29 protein-coding genes are annotated in these 21785 nt (G+C 60.7%); 19 read left to right on the top strand and 10 right to left on the bottom strand.

Translation table 11 applies throughout. The features are described 5' to 3' along the window. Positions 1 to 89 precede the first annotated feature (89 nt). From KGB29_RS09325 to pilG, 3 genes are read right to left on the bottom strand one after another with little or no spacing between them, the layout of a single operon-like run. Positions 90 to 629, bottom strand: a complete 540-nt coding sequence (locus tag KGB29_RS09325; protein WP_150814826.1) for a chemotaxis protein CheW — start codon at positions 627 to 629, stop codon at positions 90 to 92. 10 nt (positions 630 to 639) lie between these two features. Then, a complete protein-coding gene (gene pilH, locus KGB29_RS09320) occupies positions 640 to 1005 on the bottom strand; it encodes a twitching motility response regulator PilH (RefSeq protein ID WP_007897961.1) in 366 nt (121 codons plus the stop codon). A gap of 57 nt (positions 1006 to 1062) precedes the next feature. Beyond that, positions 1063 to 1467, bottom strand: a complete 405-nt coding sequence (pilG, locus tag KGB29_RS09315; RefSeq protein WP_090451937.1) for a twitching motility response regulator PilG — start codon at positions 1465 to 1467, stop codon at positions 1063 to 1065. 348 nt (positions 1468 to 1815) lie between these two features. On the opposite strand from pilG, the gene gshB reads away from it, so the two are divergent. The 7 genes from gshB (at position 1816) to KGB29_RS09280 (ending at position 7822) form a co-directional block, all read left to right on the top strand. Beyond that, positions 1816 to 2769, top strand: a complete 954-nt coding sequence (gene gshB, locus KGB29_RS09310) for a glutathione synthase (protein ID WP_150814825.1) — start codon at positions 1816 to 1818, stop codon at positions 2767 to 2769. A gap of 64 nt (positions 2770 to 2833) precedes the next feature. Beyond that, positions 2834 to 3733, top strand: a complete 900-nt coding sequence (locus KGB29_RS09305; RefSeq protein WP_057712923.1) for an energy transducer TonB — start codon at positions 2834 to 2836, stop codon at positions 3731 to 3733. Between the two features lie 181 nt (positions 3734 to 3914). After that, a complete protein-coding gene (locus tag KGB29_RS09300; protein ID WP_057712922.1) occupies positions 3915 to 4487 on the top strand; it encodes a YqgE/AlgH family protein in 573 nt (190 codons plus the stop codon). Beyond that, positions 4487 to 4924, top strand: coding sequence for a Holliday junction resolvase RuvX (ruvX, locus tag KGB29_RS09295; protein ID WP_056726497.1), 438 nt, complete (start codon positions 4487 to 4489; stop codon positions 4922 to 4924). The genes KGB29_RS09300 and ruvX overlap by 1 nt, the downstream gene beginning before the upstream one ends. 79 nt (positions 4925 to 5003) lie before the next feature. Next, the gene (gene pyrR, locus KGB29_RS09290; protein WP_102670634.1) at positions 5004 to 5507 is read left to right on the top strand and encodes a bifunctional pyr operon transcriptional regulator/uracil phosphoribosyltransferase PyrR; all 504 of its coding nucleotides are present in this window, start codon (positions 5004 to 5006) and stop codon (positions 5505 to 5507) included. Positions 5508 to 5534: 27 nt separating this feature from the next. Continuing rightward, positions 5535 to 6554, top strand: coding sequence for an aspartate carbamoyltransferase catalytic subunit (locus KGB29_RS09285; protein ID WP_046039254.1), 1020 nt, complete (start codon positions 5535 to 5537; stop codon positions 6552 to 6554). After that, positions 6551 to 7822 carry a dihydroorotase gene (locus KGB29_RS09280; protein ID WP_150814824.1) on the top strand — a complete coding sequence of 424 codons (1272 nt, stop codon included), beginning with the start codon at positions 6551 to 6553 and terminating at the stop codon, positions 7820 to 7822. Before KGB29_RS09285 ends, KGB29_RS09280 begins: the two co-directional genes overlap by 4 nt. Before the next feature lie 115 nt (positions 7823 to 7937). On the opposite strand, the gene KGB29_RS09275 is transcribed toward KGB29_RS09280, so the two are convergent. Continuing rightward, positions 7938 to 8366, bottom strand: a complete 429-nt coding sequence (locus tag KGB29_RS09275; RefSeq protein ID WP_057712919.1) for an NINE protein — start codon at positions 8364 to 8366, stop codon at positions 7938 to 7940. 251 nt (positions 8367 to 8617) lie between these two features. On the opposite strand from KGB29_RS09275, the gene KGB29_RS09270 reads away from it, so the two are divergent. Then, on the top strand, positions 8618 to 9238 hold the full coding sequence (locus tag KGB29_RS09270) for a C40 family peptidase (RefSeq protein ID WP_057712918.1): 621 nt from the start codon (positions 8618 to 8620) through the stop codon (positions 9236 to 9238). 131 nt (positions 9239 to 9369) lie between these two features. Here KGB29_RS09270 and KGB29_RS09265 read toward each other — a convergent pair whose 3' ends face one another. Continuing rightward, positions 9370 to 10404, bottom strand: coding sequence for a type IV pilus twitching motility protein PilT (locus KGB29_RS09265; protein ID WP_090451945.1), 1035 nt, complete (start codon positions 10402 to 10404; stop codon positions 9370 to 9372). A 56-nt stretch (positions 10405 to 10460) separates the two neighbouring features. Between KGB29_RS09265 and KGB29_RS09260 the strand changes: the two genes are divergently transcribed. The 10 genes from KGB29_RS09260 (at position 10461) to KGB29_RS09215 (ending at position 17441) form a co-directional block, all read left to right on the top strand. Next, positions 10461 to 11147: a YggS family pyridoxal phosphate-dependent enzyme gene (locus KGB29_RS09260; RefSeq protein ID WP_057712916.1), complete on the top strand. Its 687-nt coding sequence runs from the start codon at positions 10461 to 10463 to the stop codon at positions 11145 to 11147. 35 nt (positions 11148 to 11182) lie between these two features. Next, positions 11183 to 12001, top strand: a complete 819-nt coding sequence (proC, locus tag KGB29_RS09255; protein ID WP_090451947.1) for a pyrroline-5-carboxylate reductase — start codon at positions 11183 to 11185, stop codon at positions 11999 to 12001. Between the two features lie 10 nt (positions 12002 to 12011). Then, entirely contained in the window at positions 12012 to 12602 is a 591-nt protein-coding gene (locus tag KGB29_RS09250; protein ID WP_057712914.1) for a YggT family protein, read from the top strand. 4 nt (positions 12603 to 12606) lie between these two features. After that, positions 12607 to 12903: a DUF167 domain-containing protein gene (locus KGB29_RS09245; RefSeq protein ID WP_090451949.1), complete on the top strand. Its 297-nt coding sequence runs from the start codon at positions 12607 to 12609 to the stop codon at positions 12901 to 12903. Between the two features lie 181 nt (positions 12904 to 13084). Then, complete coding sequence (metX, locus tag KGB29_RS09240; protein WP_150814823.1) at positions 13085 to 14224, top strand: homoserine O-succinyltransferase MetX; 1140 nt, start codon at positions 13085 to 13087, stop codon at positions 14222 to 14224. Positions 14225 to 14231: 7 nt separating this feature from the next. Next, complete coding sequence (gene metW / locus KGB29_RS09235; protein ID WP_056726485.1) at positions 14232 to 14852, top strand: methionine biosynthesis protein MetW; 621 nt, start codon at positions 14232 to 14234, stop codon at positions 14850 to 14852. Positions 14853 to 14878: 26 nt separating this feature from the next. Continuing rightward, entirely contained in the window at positions 14879 to 15313 is a 435-nt protein-coding gene (locus tag KGB29_RS09230) for a DUF4426 domain-containing protein (RefSeq protein ID WP_057712913.1), read from the top strand. After that, complete coding sequence (gene rdgB / locus KGB29_RS09225; protein WP_007987823.1) at positions 15310 to 15906, top strand: RdgB/HAM1 family non-canonical purine NTP pyrophosphatase; 597 nt, start codon at positions 15310 to 15312, stop codon at positions 15904 to 15906. The genes KGB29_RS09230 and rdgB overlap by 4 nt, the downstream gene beginning before the upstream one ends. Continuing rightward, positions 15903 to 17108 (top strand): radical SAM family heme chaperone HemW, encoded by a 1206-nt coding sequence (gene hemW, locus KGB29_RS09220; protein ID WP_150814822.1) that lies wholly within the window; start codon positions 15903 to 15905, stop codon positions 17106 to 17108. The genes rdgB and hemW overlap by 4 nt, the downstream gene beginning before the upstream one ends. A 9-nt stretch (positions 17109 to 17117) precedes the next feature. Further along, positions 17118 to 17441: a DUF3392 domain-containing protein gene (locus KGB29_RS09215; RefSeq protein ID WP_102670623.1), complete on the top strand. Its 324-nt coding sequence runs from the start codon at positions 17118 to 17120 to the stop codon at positions 17439 to 17441. A gap of 132 nt (positions 17442 to 17573) precedes the next feature. On the opposite strand, the gene trmB is transcribed toward KGB29_RS09215, so the two are convergent. The 4 genes from trmB to KGB29_RS09195 all read right to left on the bottom strand — a co-directional run bounded on the left by trmB (position 17574) and on the right by KGB29_RS09195 (position 19816). Further along, positions 17574 to 18299 (bottom strand): tRNA (guanosine(46)-N7)-methyltransferase TrmB, encoded by a 726-nt coding sequence (trmB, locus tag KGB29_RS09210; RefSeq protein WP_057712910.1) that lies wholly within the window; start codon positions 18297 to 18299, stop codon positions 17574 to 17576. 9 nt (positions 18300 to 18308) lie between these two features. Beyond that, on the bottom strand, positions 18309 to 19103 hold the full coding sequence (locus KGB29_RS09205; protein WP_007975390.1) for a thiazole synthase: 795 nt from the start codon (positions 19101 to 19103) through the stop codon (positions 18309 to 18311). A 60-nt stretch (positions 19104 to 19163) separates the two neighbouring features. Further along, entirely contained in the window at positions 19164 to 19364 is a 201-nt protein-coding gene (gene thiS, locus KGB29_RS09200; RefSeq protein WP_007953386.1) for a sulfur carrier protein ThiS, read from the bottom strand. Between the two features lie 71 nt (positions 19365 to 19435). Then, positions 19436 to 19816, bottom strand: a complete 381-nt coding sequence (locus KGB29_RS09195) for a DUF423 domain-containing protein (protein ID WP_057712909.1) — start codon at positions 19814 to 19816, stop codon at positions 19436 to 19438. A gap of 74 nt (positions 19817 to 19890) precedes the next feature. Here KGB29_RS09195 and mtgA point away from each other — a divergent pair, with 74 nt between their 5' ends. Continuing rightward, positions 19891 to 20613: a monofunctional biosynthetic peptidoglycan transglycosylase gene (gene mtgA / locus KGB29_RS09190; protein WP_057712908.1), complete on the top strand. Its 723-nt coding sequence runs from the start codon at positions 19891 to 19893 to the stop codon at positions 20611 to 20613. 202 nt (positions 20614 to 20815) lie between these two features. On the opposite strand, the gene rpoH is transcribed toward mtgA, so the two are convergent. Next, positions 20816 to 21670 carry an RNA polymerase sigma factor RpoH gene (rpoH, locus tag KGB29_RS09185; protein ID WP_007975386.1) on the bottom strand — a complete coding sequence of 285 codons (855 nt, stop codon included), beginning with the start codon at positions 21668 to 21670 and terminating at the stop codon, positions 20816 to 20818. Between the last annotated feature and the right edge of the window lie 115 nt (positions 21671 to 21785).

Raw genomic sequence — 21785 nt, 5'->3', positions numbered from 1 at the left:
GAAAGCGGTAGATCAGCCAATATCAATGTTGAATGGACTGCCGCCTTCGCGAGCAAGCCCGCTCCCACATTGGATCTCTGTTGTTCCTGTCACACCGCGACGCTCATGAACCCTTGGGACTGCGTCAACGCAAACGGGCTGAACACCTGCCAGCACTGCTCACGCTGAAACCGGCCTTTGACGAACGTCGCCACCGGCCCCTTCAATTCGTCTACCGGCACCGGCTCCAGGCTGTCCCGGGCAAAGTGCTGGAGGCCGAAGACTTCATCGACCAGCAACCCGGCAAACACCTCTTCATGTTCCACCACCAACACCCGCCGCTGTCGACGTACCGCCGAAAGCTCGTGCCCGAAGAAGCCGCACAAGTCCATGACCGGCAGCAAACGTCCGCGCAGGTTGGCGACACCCTTGACCCAGGGTTTGACCCCCGGTAGCTGAGTGCAGCGCGGCTCGTGCAAGACTTCGCTGACTTCGCTCATGGGCGCGACATACCAGTGCTCGCCCAGGCGAAAACCGATGCCGCTCCAACTGTCCCGCCGGGCCGGCTGGGACGGCAAGTCCGCCGCCAGCAAACGACAGCGCTGGTCGATCTGCAGCAGCAGTTCGAAAGCCGTCAGCGACTCGTTCATGGCCTGACGATCAACCGGCCAGCACGTTGTTCAGGGTCTTGATCAGGGTGTCTTCATCAACCGGCTTGGTCAGGTAGTCCTTGGCGCCCTGGCGCGTGCCCCAGACCTTGTCGGTTTCCTGATCCTTGGTGGTGATGATGATCACCGGGATGTGCCCGGTTTCCGGGTCCTTGGTCAACTGGCGGGTGGCCTGGAAGCCATTGAGGCCTGGCATGACGATGTCCATCAGCACCGCATCGGGCTTTTCCTGGCGGGCCAGGGCCACGCCGTCGGCGCCGTTTTCGGCTTTCAACACTTCATGACCGTGCTTTTCCAGCATGCCGGTCAGTTTGTACATTTCGGTCGGCGAATCATCGACGATCAGAATACGTGCCATGGTCTTCCCCATTCTTGTCGACGCCTGGCCCGATGGCCGAGCGTCACTGTGCGTGTCCTACTGCGGCAAAACGGCGGCGAAGCCAGGAACATGGGCCTGGATCGCATCAAGCAATTCTTCCTTGCTGAAAGGCTTGGTCAAAAACTGGTCGGAGCCGACGATGCGCCCCTTGGCCTTGTCGAACAGCCCGTCCTTGGACGACAGCATAATCACTGGCGTGGACTTGAACGCGCTGTTGTTCTTGATCAGGGCGCAGGTCTGATAACCATCCAGGCGCGGCATCATGATGTCGACGAAGATGATGCCGGGATGGTTGTCGACAATCTTGGCCAGGGCATCAAAACCGTCGATGGCCGTGATGACCTCACAACCCACGTTCTTGAGCAGCGTTTCGGCGGTGCGACGGATCGTCTTCGAATCGTCGATCACCATGACCTTCAAGGCGCTGGGGTGCTGTTCCATAAAATGCTCTACCGTCGCCTTTGCGAAACAAATTGTCCGTTTGCCGGTTAACGCGGCTCGAAACCCTTGGTGCTCAAGGGCCGGCACGACATGGCAGCCTTTTTAGCACAGTCTCCAACACCAATCTATCGGCCGACCCGCAAGGTGGTTTTTCCTTGACCGGGAACACACTCAGCGCCACTCTGACGCCACTTTTATACGCTGATCTTTTGTAGGAGCGAGCTCGCTCGCGATGGCCGTCAACGATAACGCGTGCTGGCTGGATAAGCGTGTTGTTCTCGGGTTCATCGCGAGCGAGCTCGCTCCTACAGAGATCGAAATAGCCCCCCAAATTTCGAGGAAACACCCATGAGCGTTCGCGTCGGGATTGTCATGGACCCTATCGCCAGCATTTCCTATAAAAAGGATAGCTCGCTGGCCATGCTGCTGGCCGCGCAGAAGCGTGGCTGGGAGCTGTTCTACATGGAACAGCGCGACCTGTATCAGGGCGAAGGCCAGGCCCGAGCCCGGATGCGTCCGTTGCAGGTTTTCGCCAACCCGGAAAAATGGTTCGAACTGGGCGCCGAAAGCGACGCACTGCTGAGCGATCTGGACGTGATCCTGATGCGCAAGGATCCGCCGTTCGACCTGGAGTTCGTCTACTCCACCTATTTGCTGGAGCAGGCCGAGCGCGCCGGCGTGCTGGTGGTCAACAAACCGCAAAGCCTGCGCGACTGCAACGAGAAGCTGTTCGCCACGCTGTTCCCGCAGTGCACACCGCCGACCGTGGTCAGCCGCCGCGCCGACGTGTTGCGTGAGTTCGCCGCCAAACACGGCGATGTGATCCTCAAGCCGCTGGACGGCATGGGCGGCACGTCGATTTTCCGTCACCGCGCGGGCGATCCGAACCTGTCGGTTATCCTCGAAACCCTGACCGCCCTCGGCGCCCAGCAGATCATGGGCCAGGCCTACCTGCCGGCGATCAAGGATGGCGACAAGCGCATCCTGATGATCGATGGCGAGCCTGTGGATTATTGCCTGGCGCGGATTCCGGCCCAGGGCGAAACCCGTGGCAACCTCGCTGCCGGGGGGCGTGGCGAAGCCCGCCCGCTGACCGACAAGGACCGCTGGATCGCCGCGCAAGTCGGCCCGACCTTACGTGAAAAAGGCCTGCTGTTCGTTGGCCTGGACGTGATCGGCGAGCACTTGACCGAGATCAACGTCACCAGCCCGACCTGCATTCGCGAGATTGATAACGCGTTTGGCACCGACATCGGCGGCATGCTGATGGATGCCATCGATCAGAAGCTCAAGGCACGTTGATTAGCCAAACCAACATTGCGTTATCATGCGCGGCCTGTGAAAACGCGATGTTGGTTTCCTTGTCATGACACTCCCGTCCGATCTGCCTGCCGAACTCGCCCACCGTGGCGTGCGCCCGGTCGATCGCCTCGGTTTTACCCTGTTTCTGGCAGCGCTGATCCACCTGGCCTTGCTGTTGGGTGTCGGGTTTGCAGTGGTCGAGCCCAAGCAGATCAGCAAAACCCTGGAAATCACCCTCGCCACCTTCAAAAGCGAAAAAAAGCCCGAGAAAGCCGATTTCCTGGCCCAGGAGAATCAGCAAGGTAGCGGCACCCTGGATAAAAAGGCGATTCCCAAGACCACCGAGGTCGCGCCGTTCCAGGACAACAAGGTACAAAAAGTCACGCCACCGCCGGCTGCCAAGCCTGAAGTGCAGGAAGCCCCGCCCAAGGCTGCCGTGACCACCGTGGCGCCGAAGCCGAAAAAAGCCCCCGCCAAGACCGAGGAGCCCAAGACCGAGGTAAAAACCCAGGTCCAGGCGCCGACGTTCGACAGCGAGCAACTGTCCAGCGACATCGCCAGCCTGGAAGCGGAACTGGCCGCCGAACAACAGCTGTACGCCAAGCGCCCGCGCATTCACCGCTTGAGCGCGGCCTCGACCATGCGCGACAAGGGCGCCTGGTACAAGGACGAATGGCGCAAGAAAGTCGAGCGCATCGGCAACCTCAACTACCCCGATGAAGCGCGGCGCAAACAGATCTACGGCAACTTGCGTTTGATGGTGTCGATCAACCGTGATGGCTCGTTGTATGAAGTACTGGTGCTGGAATCTTCAGGCCAGCCGCTGCTGGACCAGGCGGCGCAACGGATCGTCCGGCTGGCGGCACCGTTTGCACCGTTTACCGGGGACTTGTCGGATATTGACCGGCTGGAGATCATCCGCACCTGGAAATTTGCCCGAGGGGATAGACTCTCAAGCAATTGATTCACAGCAAACCCCCTGTGGGAGCGGGCTTGCTCGCGAATGCGGTCGGTCAATCAATATAGATGTAGACTGACACGACGTCTTCGCGAGCAAGCCCGCTCCCACATTTGATCCGTGTCGACAGCCAAATTGCGGCATCCCCAGCTTGTCAGTTCGCCCCTCGAACGCCACACTAGCGGTCATGAAAAACGTCAGCCCCAGCTACCTCAAGCATCAATTCCTGATCGCCATGCCGCACATGGCCGACCCGAACTTTGCGCACACCTTGACCTACATCGTCGAGCACACGGCCAATGGCGCCATGGGGCTGGTGGTCAACCGTCCGCAAGATCTGAACCTGGCCGATATCCTTGAGCAATTGCGCCCGGAAATCGAACCTCCAGCGCTCTGCCAGCATGTACCGATCTTCATCGGTGGCCCGGTTCAGACTGATCGCGGTTTCGTCCTTCACCCCAAGGGCCAGAGTTTCCAGGCGACCGTTGATCTGGAAGACGAGTTGGCCCTGTCGACCTCCCAGGACGTGCTGTTCGCCATCGCTGACGGCGTCGGCCCGGCAAAAAGCCTGATCGCCCTCGGCTACGCCGGTTGGGAAGCCGGGCAACTGGAGGCCGAACTGGCGCAGAACGCCTGGCTGAACTGCCCGTTCGACGCGGACATCCTGTTCAACACCAGCAGCGAACTGCGTCTGGAAGCGGCAGCCAAGCACCTGGGCGTCAACCTCAGCCTGCTGACCAGTCAGGCGGGGCACGCCTGATGGCCCTGAAGCTGATTCTGGGTTTTGACTACGGCACCAAACAGATCGGCGTTGCGGTCGGCCAGGTGATTACCGGTCAGGCCCGCGAGCTGTGCACCCTGAAGGCGCAGAATGGCATTCCTGACTGGAACCAGGTCGAAGCCCTCATAAAAGAGTGGAAACCCGATGCCGTGGTGGTCGGCCTGCCGTTGAACATGGACGGTACGCCCAGCGACATGTGCGCCCGCGCGGAAAAGTTCGCCCGGCGCCTGAACGGCCGCTTCAATTTGCCCTTCTATACCCACGATGAACGCCTGACCACCTTCGAGGCCAAGGGCGAACGCCTGGCTCGTGGCGGCCAGAAAGGCAGTTACCGCGACAACCCGGTCGATGCCATCGCCGCCGCTCTGCTGCTGCAAGGCTGGCTCGACGAAAACACCGCACTGTTTGAATCCTGAAGAGCCGCTGTGCGTCTCTCTTAGCTACAACCCGAGCCACTTCCCGCACAGGCTGGCTCGGGCCCAAGAAGGAGCAACCATGAGCCTGCCCAATCCCGCCGAACTGATCAGCCAGATGGCGACCCGACTTGACGCCTATCTGGCCAAACGAGGCATCAGCGACCCGCGTTTCATCGGCATCCGCACCGGCGGCGTCTGGGTGGCCCAGGCTCTGCTCAACGAGCTGGGCAGCAATGCCCCCCTCGGCACCCTGGACGTGTCCTTCTACCGCGACGACTTCAGCCAGAACGGCCTGCACCCGCAGGTTCGCCCTTCGGCGTTGCCGTTCGAGATCGAAGGCCAGCACCTGGTGCTGATCGACGACGTGCTGATGAGCGGCCGGACCATCCGCGCCGCCATGAACGAACTTTTCGACTACGGCCGCCCGGCCAGCGTAACGCTGGTGTGCCTATTGGACCTGGACGCCGGCGAACTGCCGATCCGCCCGAACGTGGTTGGCGCGACCCTGTCGCTGGCGGCCCACGAACGGGTGAAGCTGTCCGGTCCCGAGCTCGCGCTCGAACTGCAAGACCTCGCCCTTTAATTCGCCCTATTGAGAGTCCCCCTTGCGATGACGCCTCTAGAAACCAAGCGCCCGCTGCAGCTCAATGATCAGGGCCAGCTGCGCCACTTCCTCTCGCTCGACGGTTTGCGCCGCGAACTGTTGACGGAAATCCTCGACACTGCCGACTCCTTCCTTGAAGTCGGCGCCCGGGCCGTGAAGAAAGTCCCGCTGCTGCGCGGCAAGACCGTGTGCAACGTGTTCTTCGAGAACTCCACCCGTACCCGTACCACCTTCGAACTGGCGGCCCAGCGCCTCTCGGCGGACGTGATCACCCTCAACGTGTCGACATCGTCGGCAAGCAAGGGCGAAACCCTGCTCGACACCCTGCGCAACCTGGAAGCCATGGCTGCCGACATGTTCGTCGTGCGCCACGGCGATTCGGGTGCCGCGCACTTCATCGCCGAACATGTTTGCCCACAAGTGGCGATCATCAACGGCGGTGACGGCCGGCACGCTCACCCGACCCAGGGCATGCTCGACATGCTCACCATCCGCCGGCACAAGGGCGGGTTCGAAAACCTTTCGGTGGCCATCGTCGGTGACATCCTGCACTCGCGGGTTGCGCGTTCGAACATGCTGGCCCTGAAAACCCTGGGTTGCCCGGATATTCGCGTGATTGCGCCGAAAACCCTGCTGCCGATCGGCATCGAGCAATACGGCGTGAAGGTCTACACCGACATGACCGAAGGCCTGAAGGACGTTGACGTGGTGATCATGTTGCGCCTGCAGCGTGAACGCATGACCGGCGGCCTGTTGCCGAGCGAAGGCGAGTTCTACCGCCTGTTCGGCCTGACCACCGCGCGCCTGGCCGGCGCCAAGCCCGATGCCATCGTGATGCACCCGGGGCCGATCAACCGTGGCGTGGAAATCGAGTCTGCGGTGGCCGACGGCCCGCACTCGGTGATCCTCAACCAGGTGACCTACGGGATCGCCATTCGTATGGCGGTACTGTCCATGGCCATGAGCGGGCAGACTGCGCAACGCCAATTCGAGCAAGGCCAATTCGAGCAGGAGAAAGCCCAGTGAAGCTCAGCATTCTCGGCGCCCGCGTGATCGATCCGGCCAGCGGCCTGGATCAAGTGACCGATATCCACATTGAAGCCTGCAAAGTCGTCGCCCTTGGCGCGGCGCCAGCCGGTTTTGTCGCCGTCGACACGATTGACGCCAAAGGCCTGGTGGCCGCTCCCGGCCTGGTCGACCTCAACGTTGCCCTGCGCGAGCCGGGTTACAGCCGCAAAGGCTCGATTGTCAGCGAAACCCGCGCGGCGGCGGCTGGCGGCGTGACCAGTCTGTGCTGCCCGCCAAAGACCAAACCGGTGCTGGACACCTCGGCGGTGGCCGAACTGATCCTCGACCGTGCCCGCGAGGCCGGCAACACCAAAGTCTTCCCGATCGGCGCCCTGAGCAAAGGCCTGGACGGTGAACAGCTGGCAGAGCTCGTAGCATTGCGCGATGCCGGTTGCGTGGCCTTCGGCAACGGCCTGGAGAGTTTCCGCAACACCCGCACCCTGTGCCGCGCGCTGGACTACGCAGCGACTTTCGACCTGACGGTGATTTTCAACTCCCAGGATTACGACCTGGCCGAGGGCGGCCTGGCTCACGAAGGCCCGACCGCCAGCTTCCTTGGTCTGCCGGGCATCCCGGAAAGCGCTGAAACCGTCGCCCTGGCCCGGGATCTGCTGCTGGTTGAACAGACCGGCGTGCGCGCGCACTTCAGCCAGCTCACCAGCGCACGCGGCGTAGAGTTGATCGCCCAGGCCCAGGCCCGGGGCCTGAAGGTGACAGCGGATGTCGCCCTGTACCAGCTGATCCTGACCGACGAAGCCCTGATCGACTTCAGCAGCCTGTATCACGTCCAGCCACCGCTACGCACCCGCGCCGACCGCGACGGCCTGCGCGCAGCGGTGAAGTCGGGCGTGATCTCGGCCATCTCCAGTCATCACCAACCCCATGAGCGTGACGCCAAACTGGCACCGTTCGGTGCGACCGAGCCGGGCATCAGTAGCGTTGAACTGCTATTGCCACTGGCAATGACCCTGGTCGAAGACGGCTTGCTGGACCTGCCGACACTGATCAAGCGCTTGAGCGTCGGCCCTGCAGAGGCCCTGCGCCTGCCGGCAGGCAAACTGGCGGTAGGTGGCGCGGCGGACATCGTGCTGTTCGACCCTGCGGCCTCGACCGTGGCCGGTGAAACATGGCTGTCCAAGGGCGAAAACTGCCCGTTCATTGGCCATAGCCTGCCGGGTGTGGTGCGTTACACCCTGGTGGATGGACGGATCAGCCACCAGGCTTAAGACCGCGTCGCCTGCATTCGCGAGCAAGCCCGCTCCCACATTGGTTCTGCGATGAACACAGTATTTGTGAACACCAAAGATCAAATGTGGGAGCGGGCTTGCTCGCGAAGACGATTTAGAAGGCGCCTCTGTTCTGCGCATTACGCACAGAAACCTGGTCATTCAACGTCCAGAAGTCATACAGCACCCCGAGAAAGAACAACCCGCCCGTCAACAGGTATAGCAACCCGCTGATCCATTTCCCCTGATACATCCGGTGCACGCCGAACACCCCGAGAAACGTCAGCAGGATCCACGCCACGTTGTATTCGACGGGGCCTGCGGTGAACCGCAGGTCCGCTTCACGGTCCATGGACGGGATCAAGAAAAGGTCGATCAGCCAACCGATCCCCAGCAAGCCGAAGGTGAAGAACCAGATCGTCCCGGTCACCGGCCTGCCGTAATAGAAGCGGTGAGCCCCGGTAAAACCGAAAATCCACAGCAGGTAACCGATCACTTTGCTGTGGGTGTCTTGCTGCTGGACAGCCTGTTGATAGGGGTTCATGAATGACCTCGATTCACACGATAGATAAATATTCTTTAATTCTTTGTGACTTTTTTACAGGCACCCGACGTATGGCAAGTGCTACCTTCACTCCCGTCAAAGCCTTGTAACACCGGACTCCTGTCCGACAATTGCACCATTTTGCCGCTTTTTTGCCACCATTGCCCCCCGGATTGAATCGACCAACGGCCTCGGAAGCGGCAAAAAAGCTGTTATAAAGTTGCGCGCTAACCTATTAAGAGCCTTGCCTAATGCGTTCATTTTTCAAGACATGGCTAACCATTTGCCTTTTGATGCCACTGGCCGCCCACGCCACCAATCGTGAGCAACGTCTTCCAAACGTTAATGGTTACACCCCAAAATCCCATGCCTCTGCTCCTTCGAGCAAAGACAAGAAATCCGCTAAATATGCTCCAAGCCTGGCCAGCAGCAAAAGCGGCCTGGTTCCACCGATGGGCACCAAGGAAAGCAGCGACGTGCTTAGCCGCGCCGTGAACGTCCTCGGTACCCCTTATCGTTGGGGCGGCAGCAGCCCAAGCAAAGGCTTCGATTGCAGCGGCCTGGTGAAATACGCGTTCAACGACGCCACGTTCGACCTGCCACGCACCTCCAACGCCATGGCCAGCGGTCATGGGGAGAAAGTCGATCGCAACGACCTGAAGCCGGGCGACCTGATTTTCTTCAACATCAAGAGTCGTCGGGTCAATCACGTTGCCATTTACCTGGGTAACGACCGCTTCATCCACGCACCACGTCGTGGCAAGTCGGTGTCCATCGACACTTTGAAGAAACCGTACTGGGAAAACCACTACGTGGTTGCCAAGCGGGTTCTGCCGAAAGAACAGAATGCGTTGCGGGTTGTTCAGCGCTGATTTCAGCGCCCTGAATCTGCATCGAACATGATGACCCCATCGCGAGCAAGCTCGCTCCCACAGGATTGATGCAGTCCATGTGGGAGCGGGCTTGCTCGCGAAGAGGCCCTTGAAAGCACCTCAAATCCTCCTCAAAAATTATCCGGCGACCGCGCCTTCTCCCGCGCATGGTCACGACTGACCAACCCCTTGGTCACCAGGTCCTTCAAGCTCATATCCAGCGTCTGCATCCCCAACGACCCTCCCGACTGAATCGCCGAGTACATCTGCGCCACCTTGTCCTCGCGGATCAGGTTCCGGATCGCCGATGTTCCCAGCATGATCTCGTGGGCCGCGATGCGTCCGCCGCCGATTTTCTTCACCAGGGTCTGGGACACCACCGCCAGCAGCGACTCGGAGAGCATCGAGCGCACCATCGACTTCTCGTCCCCCGGAAACACATCGACCACCCGGTCGATGGTTTTCGCCGCCGACGTGGTGTGCAGCGTGCCGAACACCAGATGGCCGGTTTCGGCCGCGGTCAACGCCAGGCGAATGGTTTCCAGATCGCGCATCTCCCCCACCAGGATCACATCCGGGTCTTCCCGCAGCGCCGAACGCAAGGCGGTGGCGAAACTACGGGTATCACGATGGACTTCACGCTGATTGATCAGGCATTTGCGCGACTCGTGAACGAACTCGATGGGGTCTTCGATGGTGAGGATGTGGTGATGACGATGGGTATTGAGGTAATCGATCATCGCCGCCAGCGTGGTGGACTTACCGGAACCGGTCGGGCCGGTTACCAGCACCAGGCCACGGGGAGCGTCGGTCATCTTGCGGAACACGTCGCCCATGCCCAGTTCATCCATGCTCTGCACTTTCGCCGGGATGGTGCGAAACACCGCGCCCGCGCCACGGTTCTGGTTGAACACATTGACCCGAAAACGCGCCACGCCGGGTACTTCAAAGGAAAAGTCGGTTTCCAGATGTTTTTCGAACTCCACCCGCTGGGCGTCATTCATGATGGCATGGATCAGAGTCTGCACCTGTTGGTGATCCAGGGCCGGCAGATTAATGCGTCGCACATCACCGTCGACGCGAATCATCGGCGGCAGGCCGGCGGACAAGTGCAGATCGGATGCCCCCTGTTTGGCGCTGAATGCCAGCAGCTCAGTGATATCCATAGCGCCTCTCAATTCCAGTAGAATGCCGCGAACCTTCAGACCGCTGGCGCCTCTTGATGTCCACCATAGCAGACAACATTCTTCAGGTTAGTTCGCGCATACATGCCGCAACACTTGCCGCGAACCGCGCCGAAAACAGCGTCCAGTTGCTGGCTGTGAGCAAGACCAAACCCGCTCAAGACCTGCGTGAAGCCTACGCCGCCGGCCTGCGCGACTTTGGCGAGAACTACCTTCAGGAAGCGTTGGGCAAGCAACTCGAACTGGCCGACCTGCCCTTGATCTGGCACTTCATCGGCCCCATTCAATCGAACAAGACTCGCGCTATCGCCGAGCACTTCGACTGGGTACATTCCGTGGATCGCCTGAAAATCGCACAGCGGCTGTCCGAACAACGTCCCGCCGATTTGCCGCCCTTGAACATCTGCATTCAGGTCAATGTCAGCGGCGAGGCCAGCAAGTCCGGCTGCACCCCGGCCGATCTGCCGGCCCTGGCCAACGCCATCTGCGCCCTGCCGCGCCTGAAACTGCGCGGGTTGATGGCAATCCCCGAGCCGACGGAAGATCGCGCCACCCAGGATGCCGCTTTCGCTACCGTGCAAAGCCTGCAAGCCAGCCTGAACCTGCCGCTCGACACACTTTCCATGGGCATGAGCCACGATCTCGAATCGGCCATCGCCCAAGGCGCCACTTGGGTGCGGATCGGTACCGCCCTGTTTGGCGCCCGCGACTACGGCCAGCCTTGAAAAATGGCTGACTCTTCTCTTTATAAGGACCTGACATGAGCAAGACACGCATTGCCTTTATCGGTGCCGGCAACATGGCCGCCAGTCTGATCGGCGGCCTGCGGGCCAAGGGTCTGGAAGCAGCACAGATCCGCGCCAGCGATCCGGGCGAAGAAACCCGTGCCCGCGTGAGCGCTGAACACGGCATAGAAACCTTTGCCGACAACGCCCAGGCCATCGACGGTGCCGACGTGGTCGTGCTGGCGGTCAAACCCCAGGCGATGAAAGCCGTGTGCGAAGCCATTCGCCCAAGCCTCAAGCCCCATCAACTGGTGGTTTCGATTGCCGCAGGCATCACCTGCGCCAGCATGAACAACTGGCTCGGCGCCCAGCCGATCGTGCGCTGCATGCCCAACACCCCGGCGCTGGTGCGTCAGGGTGCGAGCGGCCTGTTCGCAACAACCGAAGTGTCAGCCGAACAGCGTCAGCAGGCCCAGGAACTGCTGTCCGCGGTGGGCATCGCCCTATGGCTGAATGACGAGCAGCAATTGGATGCCGTCACCGCCGTTTCCGGCTCGGGCCCGGCGTATTTCTTCCTGCTGATCGAGGCCATGACCGCCGCCGGCGTGAAACTCGGCCTGCCAGCGGACATCGCTGCGCAACTGACCTTGCAAACCGCCCTGGGCGCCGCACATATGGCAGTCTCCAGCGACGTCGACGCGGCCGAGTTACGCCGCCGTGTCACCTCGCCTGCCGGCACCACGGAAGCTGCAATCAAGTCGTTCCAGGCCAATGGCTTTGAAGCCTTGGTCGAAAAAGCACTCGGCGCTGCCGCGCATCGCTCGGCCGAGATGGCCGAACAACTGGGTCAATAAGGAGCTTTTCATGATTGGATTGAACACCGCAGCAGTCTACGTGCTGCAAACCCTCGGCAGCCTGTACCTGCTGATCGTGCTGATGCGTTTCGTACTGCAACTGGTGCGGGCGAACTTCTACAACCCGATCTGCCAGTTCATCGTCAAGGCCACCCAGCCGCTGCTCAAGCCGCTGCGCCGGATCATCCCGAGCGTGTTCGGCCTGGACATGTCCTCGCTGGTGCTGGCGATCCTGGTGCAACTGGCGCTGATGGCCCTGACCCTGCTGCTGACCTACGGCACCATCGGCAACCCGCTGCAATTGCTGATCTGGTCGATCATCGGCGTGACCGCGCTGTTCATGAAGATTTTCTTCTTCGCCCTGATCATCAGCGTGATCCTGTCCTGGGTCGCCCCGGGCAGCCATAACCCGGGCGCCGAGCTGGTGAACGACGTCTGCGAACCGGCCCTGGCGCCGTTCCGCAAGTTCCTGCCGAGCCTGGGCGGCCTGGATCTGTCGCCGATCTTTGCGTTCCTGGCACTCAAGCTGATCGACATGCTGGTGATCAACAACCTCGCCGCCATGACCATGATGCCGCAAATCCTCCGCGTGTTGATCTGACCGGGTGAGCTGGTTTCGCTGGGACGGTGACGACCTGATTCTGGAGTGTCACCTGCAACCGGCAGCCCGCAGTGATGACTTCTGCGGGCTGCACGGCGATCGCCTGAAGATCCGCCTGACCGCGCCGCCGGTCGAGGGCAAGGCCAACGCGCATCTGATGGCGTTTCTGGCCAAGGCCTTTGGCGTGTCCAAGAGCCAGGTCAGCCTGATCAGTGGCGAGTTGAACCGGCAGAAACGGGTGCGAATCTGCTCGCCGAAGAAGTTGCCGGACTTGCCTGATCTGGTGCGTCCCGCAGGCTGACCGCGTCATCGTTCATCGCGAGCAAGCTCGCTCCCACATGGACCGCATCAATCCTGTGGGAGCGGGCTTGCTCGCGAAGGCCGCACCGCGGTTCTGCTGAATGAAATCAGGCCCGATCGTTGCTTGCCGCTAACCCCAGCGGTCTTTAGACTTACGCCTCATTTCAATGAGAGCAGGGTCGATGCCAGCTGCCTTTCCCCCCGATTCTGTTGGTCTGGTGACGCCGCAAGTGGCGCACTTCAGCGAACCCCTGGCGTTGGCCTGCGGTCGCTCGCTCCCGGCCTATGACCTGATCTACGAAACCTACGGCACGCTCAACGCCACGGCGAGCAACGCCGTGCTGATCTGCCACGCCCTGTCCGGCCATCACCACGCCGCCGGCTACCACAGCGCCGACGACCGCAAACCCGGTTGGTGGGACAGCTGCATCGGTCCCGGCAAGCCGATCGACACCAGCAAGTTCTTCGTGGTCAGCCTGAACAACCTCGGCGGCTGCAACGGTTCCACCGGCCCGAGCAGTATCAACCCGGACACCGGCAAGCCGTTCGGCGCCGACTTTCCGGTATTGACCGTGGAAGACTGGGTGCACAGCCAGGCGCGCCTGGCGGACCGTCTCGGCATCGCCCGGTTCGCGGCCGTGATCGGCGGCAGCCTCGGCGGCATGCAGGCGATGCAATGGAGCATCACTTACCCTGACCGCATCCGTCACTGCCTGGCCATCGCCTCGGCACCCAAGCTGTCGGCGCAGAACATCGCGTTCAACGAAGTGGCGCGCCAGGCGATCCTCACCGACCCGGAATTCCACGGCGGTTCGTTCCAGGAACACAACGTGATCCCCAAGCGCGGCCTGATGCTGGCGCGGATGGTCGGGCACATCACCTACCTGTCCGACGACTCCATGGGCGAGAAATTCGGCCGCGGGCTCAAGAGCGAGAAGCTCAACTACGACTTCCACAGCGTCGAGTTCCAGGTGGAAAGCTACCTGCGCTATCAGGGCGAAGAGTTCTCCGGGCGCTTCGATGCCAACACCTATCTGTTGATGACCAAAGCGCTCGATTACTTCGATCCGGCGGCGAACTTCGACGATAACCTGGCAAAAACCTTTGAAGGCGCCAAGGCCAAGTTCTGCGTGATGTCGTTCACCACCGACTGGCGCTTCTCCCCTGCCCGCTCGCGGGAACTGGTGGACGCACTGATGGCCGCGCGCAAGGACGTCTGCTACCTCGAGATCGACGCTCCGCAAGGCCACGACGCCTTCCTGATTCCGATCCCGCGCTACCTGCAGGCATTCGGCAATTACATGAACCGCATTACGTTGTGAGAAAGCCATGAGAGCTGATCTGGAAATCATCCAGGAATGGATCCCCGCCGGCAGCCGCGTGCTCGACCTCGGGTGCGGCGATGGCGAACTGCTGACCTGGCTGCGCGATAACAAGCAAGTCACCGGTTATGGCCTGGAAAACGACGCCGACAATATCGCCGAGTGCGTGGCCAAGGGCATCAACGTCATCGAACAGGACCTGGACAAGGGCCTGGGCAACTTTGCCAGCAACAGTTTCGATGTCGTGGTCATGACCCAGGCGCTGCAAGCGGTGCACTACCCGGACAGGATCCTCGAGGAAATGCTGCGCGTCGGTCGCCAGTGCATCATCACCTTCCCCAACTTCGGCCACTGGCGGTGCCGCTGGTACCTGGCGAGCAAGGGCCGCATGCCGGTTTCCGAGTTCCTGCCGTACACCTGGTACAACACGCCGAACATTCACTTCTGCACCTTCGCCGACTTTGAAGCCTTGTGTCGCGAACGTGAAGCGAAGGTCATTGATCGGCTGGCCGTGGATCAACAGCATCGGCACGGGTGGGCCAGCAAGCTATGGCCTAATCTGTTAGGTGAGATCGGTATCTACCGCGTCAGCAGTCCGGGACTTTCCGACCACAAGGTCGCGGTCTGATCCACCCTACTTCAAGGAGAACGATCATGGGTCGTCTAGCGTTGTTTCTACTCACTGCCTGCCTGAGCGTCACCGCCATGGCCGCCGACGCCATCAAGAGCGAACGCAAGGAAACCTTCGGCGACGTGACGGTGCACTACAACACCTTCAACTCCACCTACCTGCTACCGGACGTTGCCAAGGCCGCCCAGCTGACCCGCAGCAAGGATCAGGGCGTGATCAACATTTCGGTGATCAAGGCCGGCACGCCGATGGCGGCCGACGTCAGCGGCACCGTCAAAGACCTGACCAGCCAAAGCTACACACTGAACTTCAAGCAGGTCACCGAGCAAGGAGCGATTTACTACATCGCCCAATACCCGGTACCGCAGCAGGAAATCCGCACCTTCAACATCAAGGTGCAGACCGGCGACAAGATCAACACCATCAATTTCAACCAAGAGCTCTTCCCTGGCCAATGATCAACTTCACGCAACTCGTACTGGCCAGCCATAACGCCGGCAAACTCAAGGAACTCCAGGCCATGCTCGGCGAGTCGGTGCACCTGCGCTCGATCGGCGAATTCAGCAGCGTCGAGCCTGAAGAAACTGGTCTGTCGTTCGTCGAGAACGCCATCCTCAAGGCCCGCAATGCCGCCCGCATTTCCGGCCTGCCGGCGCTGGCCGACGATTCCGGGCTGGCGGTGGATTTCCTTGGCGGCGCGCCCGGTATCTACTCGGCGCGTTATGCCGATGGCAAGGGCGATGCGGCGAACAACGCCAAGCTGCTCGACGTGTTGAAAGACGTGCCTGAAGCCGAACGTGGCGCGCAGTTCGTATGCGTGCTGGCACTGGTGCGCCACGCCGATGATCCGTTGCCGATTCTCTGCGAAGGTTTGTGGCACGGGCGAATCCTGACCCAGGCCAGCGGCGAACACGGTTTTGGCTACGACCCGCTGTTCTGGGTGCCGGAGCGCGATTGCTCCAGCGCCGAACTGAGCCCAGGCGACAAGAACCAGATCAGCCACCGCGCCCGTGCAATGGATCTGCTGCGCCAGCGTCTGGGCTTGAAATGACCCGTGAATCATCCGCTTCGCCGCTGATCTTCGGCGGCGATGCTCTATCGCCTCGGGCGGCCCTGCCAGTGCTGCCGCCGCTGGCGCTGTATATCCACATCCCGTGGTGCGTGCGCAAATGCCCTTATTGCGACTTCAACTCCCACACCGCCAGCCCCGTGCTGCCGGAAGAAGAGTACGTCGACGCATTGCTGGCCGATCTCGATCAGGACCTGCACGCCGTTTATGGTCGTGAGCTGAGCTCGATTTTCTTTGGTGGCGGCACGCCAAGCCTGTTCAGCGCTGATTCGCTGGGTCGCTTGCTCAAAGGCGTCGAACAGCGCATTCCGTTTGCCAGCGACATCGAAATCACCCTGGAAGCCAATCCGGGGACGTTCGAGCAAGACAAGTTCGTGGCGTACCGGAAACTGGGGATCAATCGCCTGTCGATCGGTATTCAGAGCTTTCAGCAAGAAAAGCTCGAGGCCCTGGGACGGATTCATAACGGTGACGAAGCCGTACGCGCCGCCGGTATGGCACGGCAGGCCGGGTTCGACAACTTCAACCTGGACTTGATGCATGGCTTGCCGAATCAGTCCCTGGACGATGCCTTGGCGGACCTGCGCACAGCCATCGCCCTGAAACCGACTCACCTGTCGTGGTATCAACTGACCCTGGAACCGAACACAGTATTCTGGAACCAGCCACCGACTCTGCCGGAAGACGACACGCTGTGGGACATTCAGGAGGCAGGGCAAGCACTGCTGGCTGAACATGGTTACGTGCAATACGAAGTCTCGGCCTATGCCCTGCCCGGTCGCCCGGCGCGCCACAACCTCAATTACTGGAGTTTTGGCGACTTCATTGGCATCGGCGCCGGCGCCCATGGCAAGCTCAGCCATCCGGACGGGCGCATCATTCGCACCTGGAAGACCCGCCTGCCCAAGGATTACCTGAATCCGGCGAAAAGCTTTAAGGCCGGCGAGAAAGCGCTAACCAATGAAGAGATGCCGTTCGAGTTCCTGATGAACGCGCTGCGCCTGACTGAAGGCGTCGAATCGCGGCTGTACCCGGAACGTACCGGCATGACGCTGGAAAGCCTCGCTGAAGGCCGCCGTGAAGCCGAACAAAGCGGCCTGTTGCGGGTCGAACCTTCACGTCTGGTAGCCACCGAGCGCGGACAACTCTTCCTCAACGACTTGCTGCAGAAATTTCTGACATAAGGAAATCGAATGGATTTGGTACTCGACCTGCTTGCCACCGTGTCTCGCTGGAGCCGCAGCAACCTCTCGGAAATCGCCCTGGCCCTGGTGGGCTGCCTGCTGGTGCTGTTTGGTGCGGATTTCAAAGGCTGGGTCGAGCAACGCCTGGGCAGCATCGCCGGCGCCTTGCGCGTACCGCTGATGTCACTGCTGTGCATGGTTGGTAGCGGTGCGGCACTGATCTATGCCACGCCTTGGGTCGTGCGCGGCTTGAGCCAGTTCAACAACTACAGCCTGGCGCCGGTTTTGCTGGTGGTGCTGGTGTTGATTGGCGTGGTCGCTGACCGCCGCTGATCTCAGCCACACCCTAAAACAACTGTGGGAGCGGGCTTGCTCGCGAAAGCGGTGTATCAGACAACATTAATGTCGACTGACACGACGCCTTCGCGAGCAAGCCCGCTCCCACATTTTTTTACCGTGTAAGTGTTAAGCCAGCTTCTCGAACTTCAGATCCCACACCCCATGCCCAAGACGTTCGCCACGGCGTTCGAACTTGGTGATCGGGCGCTCGGCCGGGCGTGGTACGCACTTGCCGTCTTCGGCGAGGTTGCGGTAACCCGGCGCGACGTTCATCACTTCCAGCATGTATTCGGCGTACGGTTCCCAGTCGGTGGCCATGTGCAGAATGCCCCCAACCTTCAACTTGCTGCGCACCAACTCAGCGAAGGACGCCTGAACGATACGACGCTTGTGGTGACGGCTCTTGTGCCACGGGTCCGGGAAAAACAGCATCAGGCGATCGAGGCTGTTATCGGCCACGCAGCGGTTGAGCACTTCGATCGCATCGCAATCGTAGACCCGCAGGTTGGTCAGGCCTTGTGTCAGCACGCCATTGAGCAGCGCACCGACACCCGGACGGTGAACCTCAACGCCAATGAAATCCTGATCCGGCGCAGCCGCTGCCATTTCCAGCAGCGAATGGCCCATGCCGAAACCGATTTCCAGCGAGCGCGGTGCCGAGCGACCGAACACCTGGTCGAAATCCACCGGCGCGTCGGCCAGCGGCAGCACGAACAGCGGAGTGCCCTGCTCCAGGCCCTTTTGCTGGCCTTCGGTCATGCGCCCGGCGCGCATCACGAAACTCTTGATGCGGCGGTGTTGGCGCTCGTCGCCTTCTTCCGTCTGGATAGGCGTGTCGTTCGATTCAGTCATCAATGGCTCTTACTTGATCAGACCATCCAGCGGCGAAGAGGCGCTGGCATAGAGTTTTTTCGGCATGCGGCCGGCGAGGTAGGCCAGGCGGCCTGCGACGATCGCGTGTTTCATGGCTTCGGCCATCATGACCGGCTGCTGGGCGTGGGCGATGGCCGAGTTCATCAGCACGGCATCACAACCCAGTTCCATGGCGATAGTGGCGTCGGAAGCAGTACCGACACCAGCATCCACCAGCACCGGGATCTTGGCTTCTTCGAGGATGATCTGCAGGTTATATGGATTGCAGATCCCCAAACCGGAGCCGATCAGACCGGCCAGCGGCATCACCGCGATGCAACCGATTTCCGCCAACTGACGGGCGATGATCGGATCATCACTGGTGTAGACCATCACGTCGAAGCCTTCCTTGACCAGCGTTTCGGCGGCCTTCAGGGTTTCGATCACGTTGGGGAACAGGGTTTTCTGATCCGCCAGCACTTCCAGCTTGACCAGGTTGTGGCCATCGAGCAGCTCACGAGCCAGGCGGCAGGTGCGCACAGCCTCGATAGCGTCATAGCAACCGGCGGTGTTCGGCAGGAAGGTGTAGCGATCCGGCGACAGCACTTCGAGCAGGTTCGGCTCGCCCTCGATCTGGCCAAGGTTGGTGCGGCGCACGGCGAAGGTGACGATCTCGGCACCCGAGGCTTCGATGGCCAGGCGGGTTTCTTCCATGTCACGGTACTTGCCGGTACCGACCAGCAAACGCGACTGGTAAGTACGACCGGCCAGGACGAAAGGCTTGTCGCTGCGAACGATGCTCATGGGAAATCCTCTGTAGGGGTGAGGTACTTGCAGAATTCTGTGGCCACTGGGGCGAGGCTGCTAGCCGCCGCCGATGGCGTGCACCACTTCGACGTTGTCGCCGTCGTTCAACGTGGTGTCTGCGTGCTGACTGCGCGGGACGATATCCAGATTGAGTTCGACCGCCACCCGGCGTCCGGTCAGGTCCAGACGGGTCAGCAGGGCCGCAACGGTTTCACCGTCGGGCAGTTCAAAGGATTCGCCGTTCAACTGAATGCGCATGCCGGATGCCGCCATCATTTTTAGGGGCTGGCATTCTAGCCCGATCGTGACCTAAAGGTCAGCAATAAGCGTCAAGTGGTCAGCGGCAAGCGCCAGGCGGCGAGGCCCAGGCAGAGCCAGCCCGCGAGGAAGGCCAGGCCGCCGAACGGGGTGACGATGCCTAGCTTGCTGATACCGGTCAGCGTGAGCACGTACAGGCTGCCGGAGAACAGCAGGATGCCGATGGCAAAGGATGCGCCGGCCCACGTGAGCAAACGGCCGGGAATCTGCGTGGCCAGCAGCGCCACGCCCAGCAGCGCCAGGGTGTGCACCAGTTGGTAAGTGACGCCGGTATGAAAAATCGTCAGATATTCAGGTGTCAGACGGTTTTTCAGGCCATGGGCGGCAAAGGCCCCGAGGCCGACACCGGTGAAGCCGAAAAAAGCGGCCAGCATCAGAAAGCCACGCAGCATGCAGAACTCCAGTCAGTTTCGATCCAAAGGGTCTGTATAATGGCCCGCTCAACGGGTTCGGCCAAGCCATCTCTATGCTGCGTATCTATTTCCGTCATTTCTCCAAGGCCGTGCTCTGGTTCATGGGTGGCAGCGTATTGCTGGTGCTGATCTTTCGCGTGGTGCCGCCACCGGGGACGACGCTGATGGTCGAGCGCAAGATCGAATCCTGGTTTGACGGCGAACCCATCGACCTGCAACGGACCTGGAAACCCTGGGACGAAATCTCCGATGACCTGAAAGTCGCGGTGATTGCCGGCGAAGACCAGAAATTCCCGGAGCACTGGGGCTTCGATATCGGCGCGATTCAGGCGGCGTTTGCCCATAACGAGCGCGGCGGTTCGATCCGTGGCGCCAGCACCCTCAGCCAGCAAGTCTCGAAAAACCTGTTCCTGTGGTCTGGCCGCAGCTGGCTGCGCAAAGGCCTGGAAGCCTGGTTCACCGGACTGATCGAAGTGTTCTGGCCCAAGCAACGGATTCTTGAGGTGTACCTCAACAGTGTCGAGTGGGATGACGGCGTGTTTGGCGCCGAAGCGGCGGCCCGGCATCATTTTGGCGTGAGCGCCAGGAACCTCAGCCGTCAGCAATCGAGTTTGTTGGCCGCTGTACTGCCCAACCCTCGCGTGTGGAGTGCGAGCCATCCGACCGCTTACGTGGCGCGACGCGCAGGCTGGATTCGGCGACAGATGAGCCAGTTAGGTGGCGACAGCTATCTGGTCGGGCTGAACGATTCGCGCCGGGCGCCTTGGGCCCAATAAAAAGACACCTTCCCCTGTAGGAGCGAGCCCGCTCGCGAAAAACCCAAGGGCACCGCTGGGCATCTGGCTTTACGCGTTATCGTTCACGACCATCGCGAGCAGGCTCGCTCCTAAAGGGATTGGGGCGCGAATCAGGAATAGTAGGCACAAACAAAAACGCCCCGATCAATGATCGGGGCGTTTTTTATTGCCTGCTCGCCAGTTACGCAGCGATCGACAACTTGAGCTTGTTCATCGCGCTTTTCTCAAGCTGACGAATACGCTCGGCCGACACGTTGTACTTCTGCGCAAGGTCGTGCAGCGTGGCTTTTTCTTCCGCCAGCCAGCGCTGGTAGAGGATGTCACGGCTGCGGTCGTCCAGCACTTCCAGCGCTTCGTGCAGGTTGTGGTTGGAGTTGTCGCTCCAGTCGGCATCTTCCAGTTGACGGGCCGGATCGTACCGGTGGTCTTCCAGATAGTTGGCCGGCGACTGGAATGCACTGTCGTCGTCCGCTTCGGCAGCCGGGTCGAAGGCCATGTCATGGCCGGTCAGGCGGCTTTCCATCTCGCGTACTTCCCGAGGCTCTACACCCAGGCTTTCCGCTACGCGATGGACTTCTTCGTTGTTCAGCCAGGCCAGACGCTTCTTCTGGCTGCGCAGGTTGAAGAACAACTTGCGCTGGGCCTTGGTGGTCGCGACTTTCACGATGCGCCAGTTGCGCAGGATGAACTCGTGGATTTCCGCCTTGATCCAGTGCACGGCAAAGGACACCAGGCGCACGCCCATTTCCGGGTTGAAGCGCTTCACGGCCTTCATCAGGCCGACGTTGCCTTCCTGGATCAGGTCAGCCTGAGCCAGGCCGTAGCCGGAATAGCTACGGGCGATATGTACGACAAAACGCAGGTGGGCGAGCACCATCTGCCGAGCCGCCCCCAAATCCTGCTCATAATAGAGACTCTCGGCCAGTTCACGCTCCTGCTCCGGCGACAGCAATGGAATGCTGTTGACGGTGTGCACATAGGCCTCCAGGTTCGCACCCGGGACCAGAGCATATGCAGGTTGCAAAGAATTGGTCATACGAAAAAACCTCCGACTTACAAACTCGTGCAGTTCAGCACTGCGAAAATTGACCGGAAACCGAAAGACAAGTTCCCAAAAACCCAAAAACGCTGAAAGGTCAATACGAGCAAAA

Source organism: Pseudomonas sp. BF-B-30, assembly GCF_019956305.1.
GTDB classification, from domain to species: Bacteria; Pseudomonadota; Gammaproteobacteria; order Pseudomonadales; family Pseudomonadaceae; genus Aquipseudomonas; species Aquipseudomonas jessenii.
The sequence above is the reverse complement of the archived record's forward strand: the minus strand, read 5'-3'. Positions and strand labels throughout refer to the sequence as shown.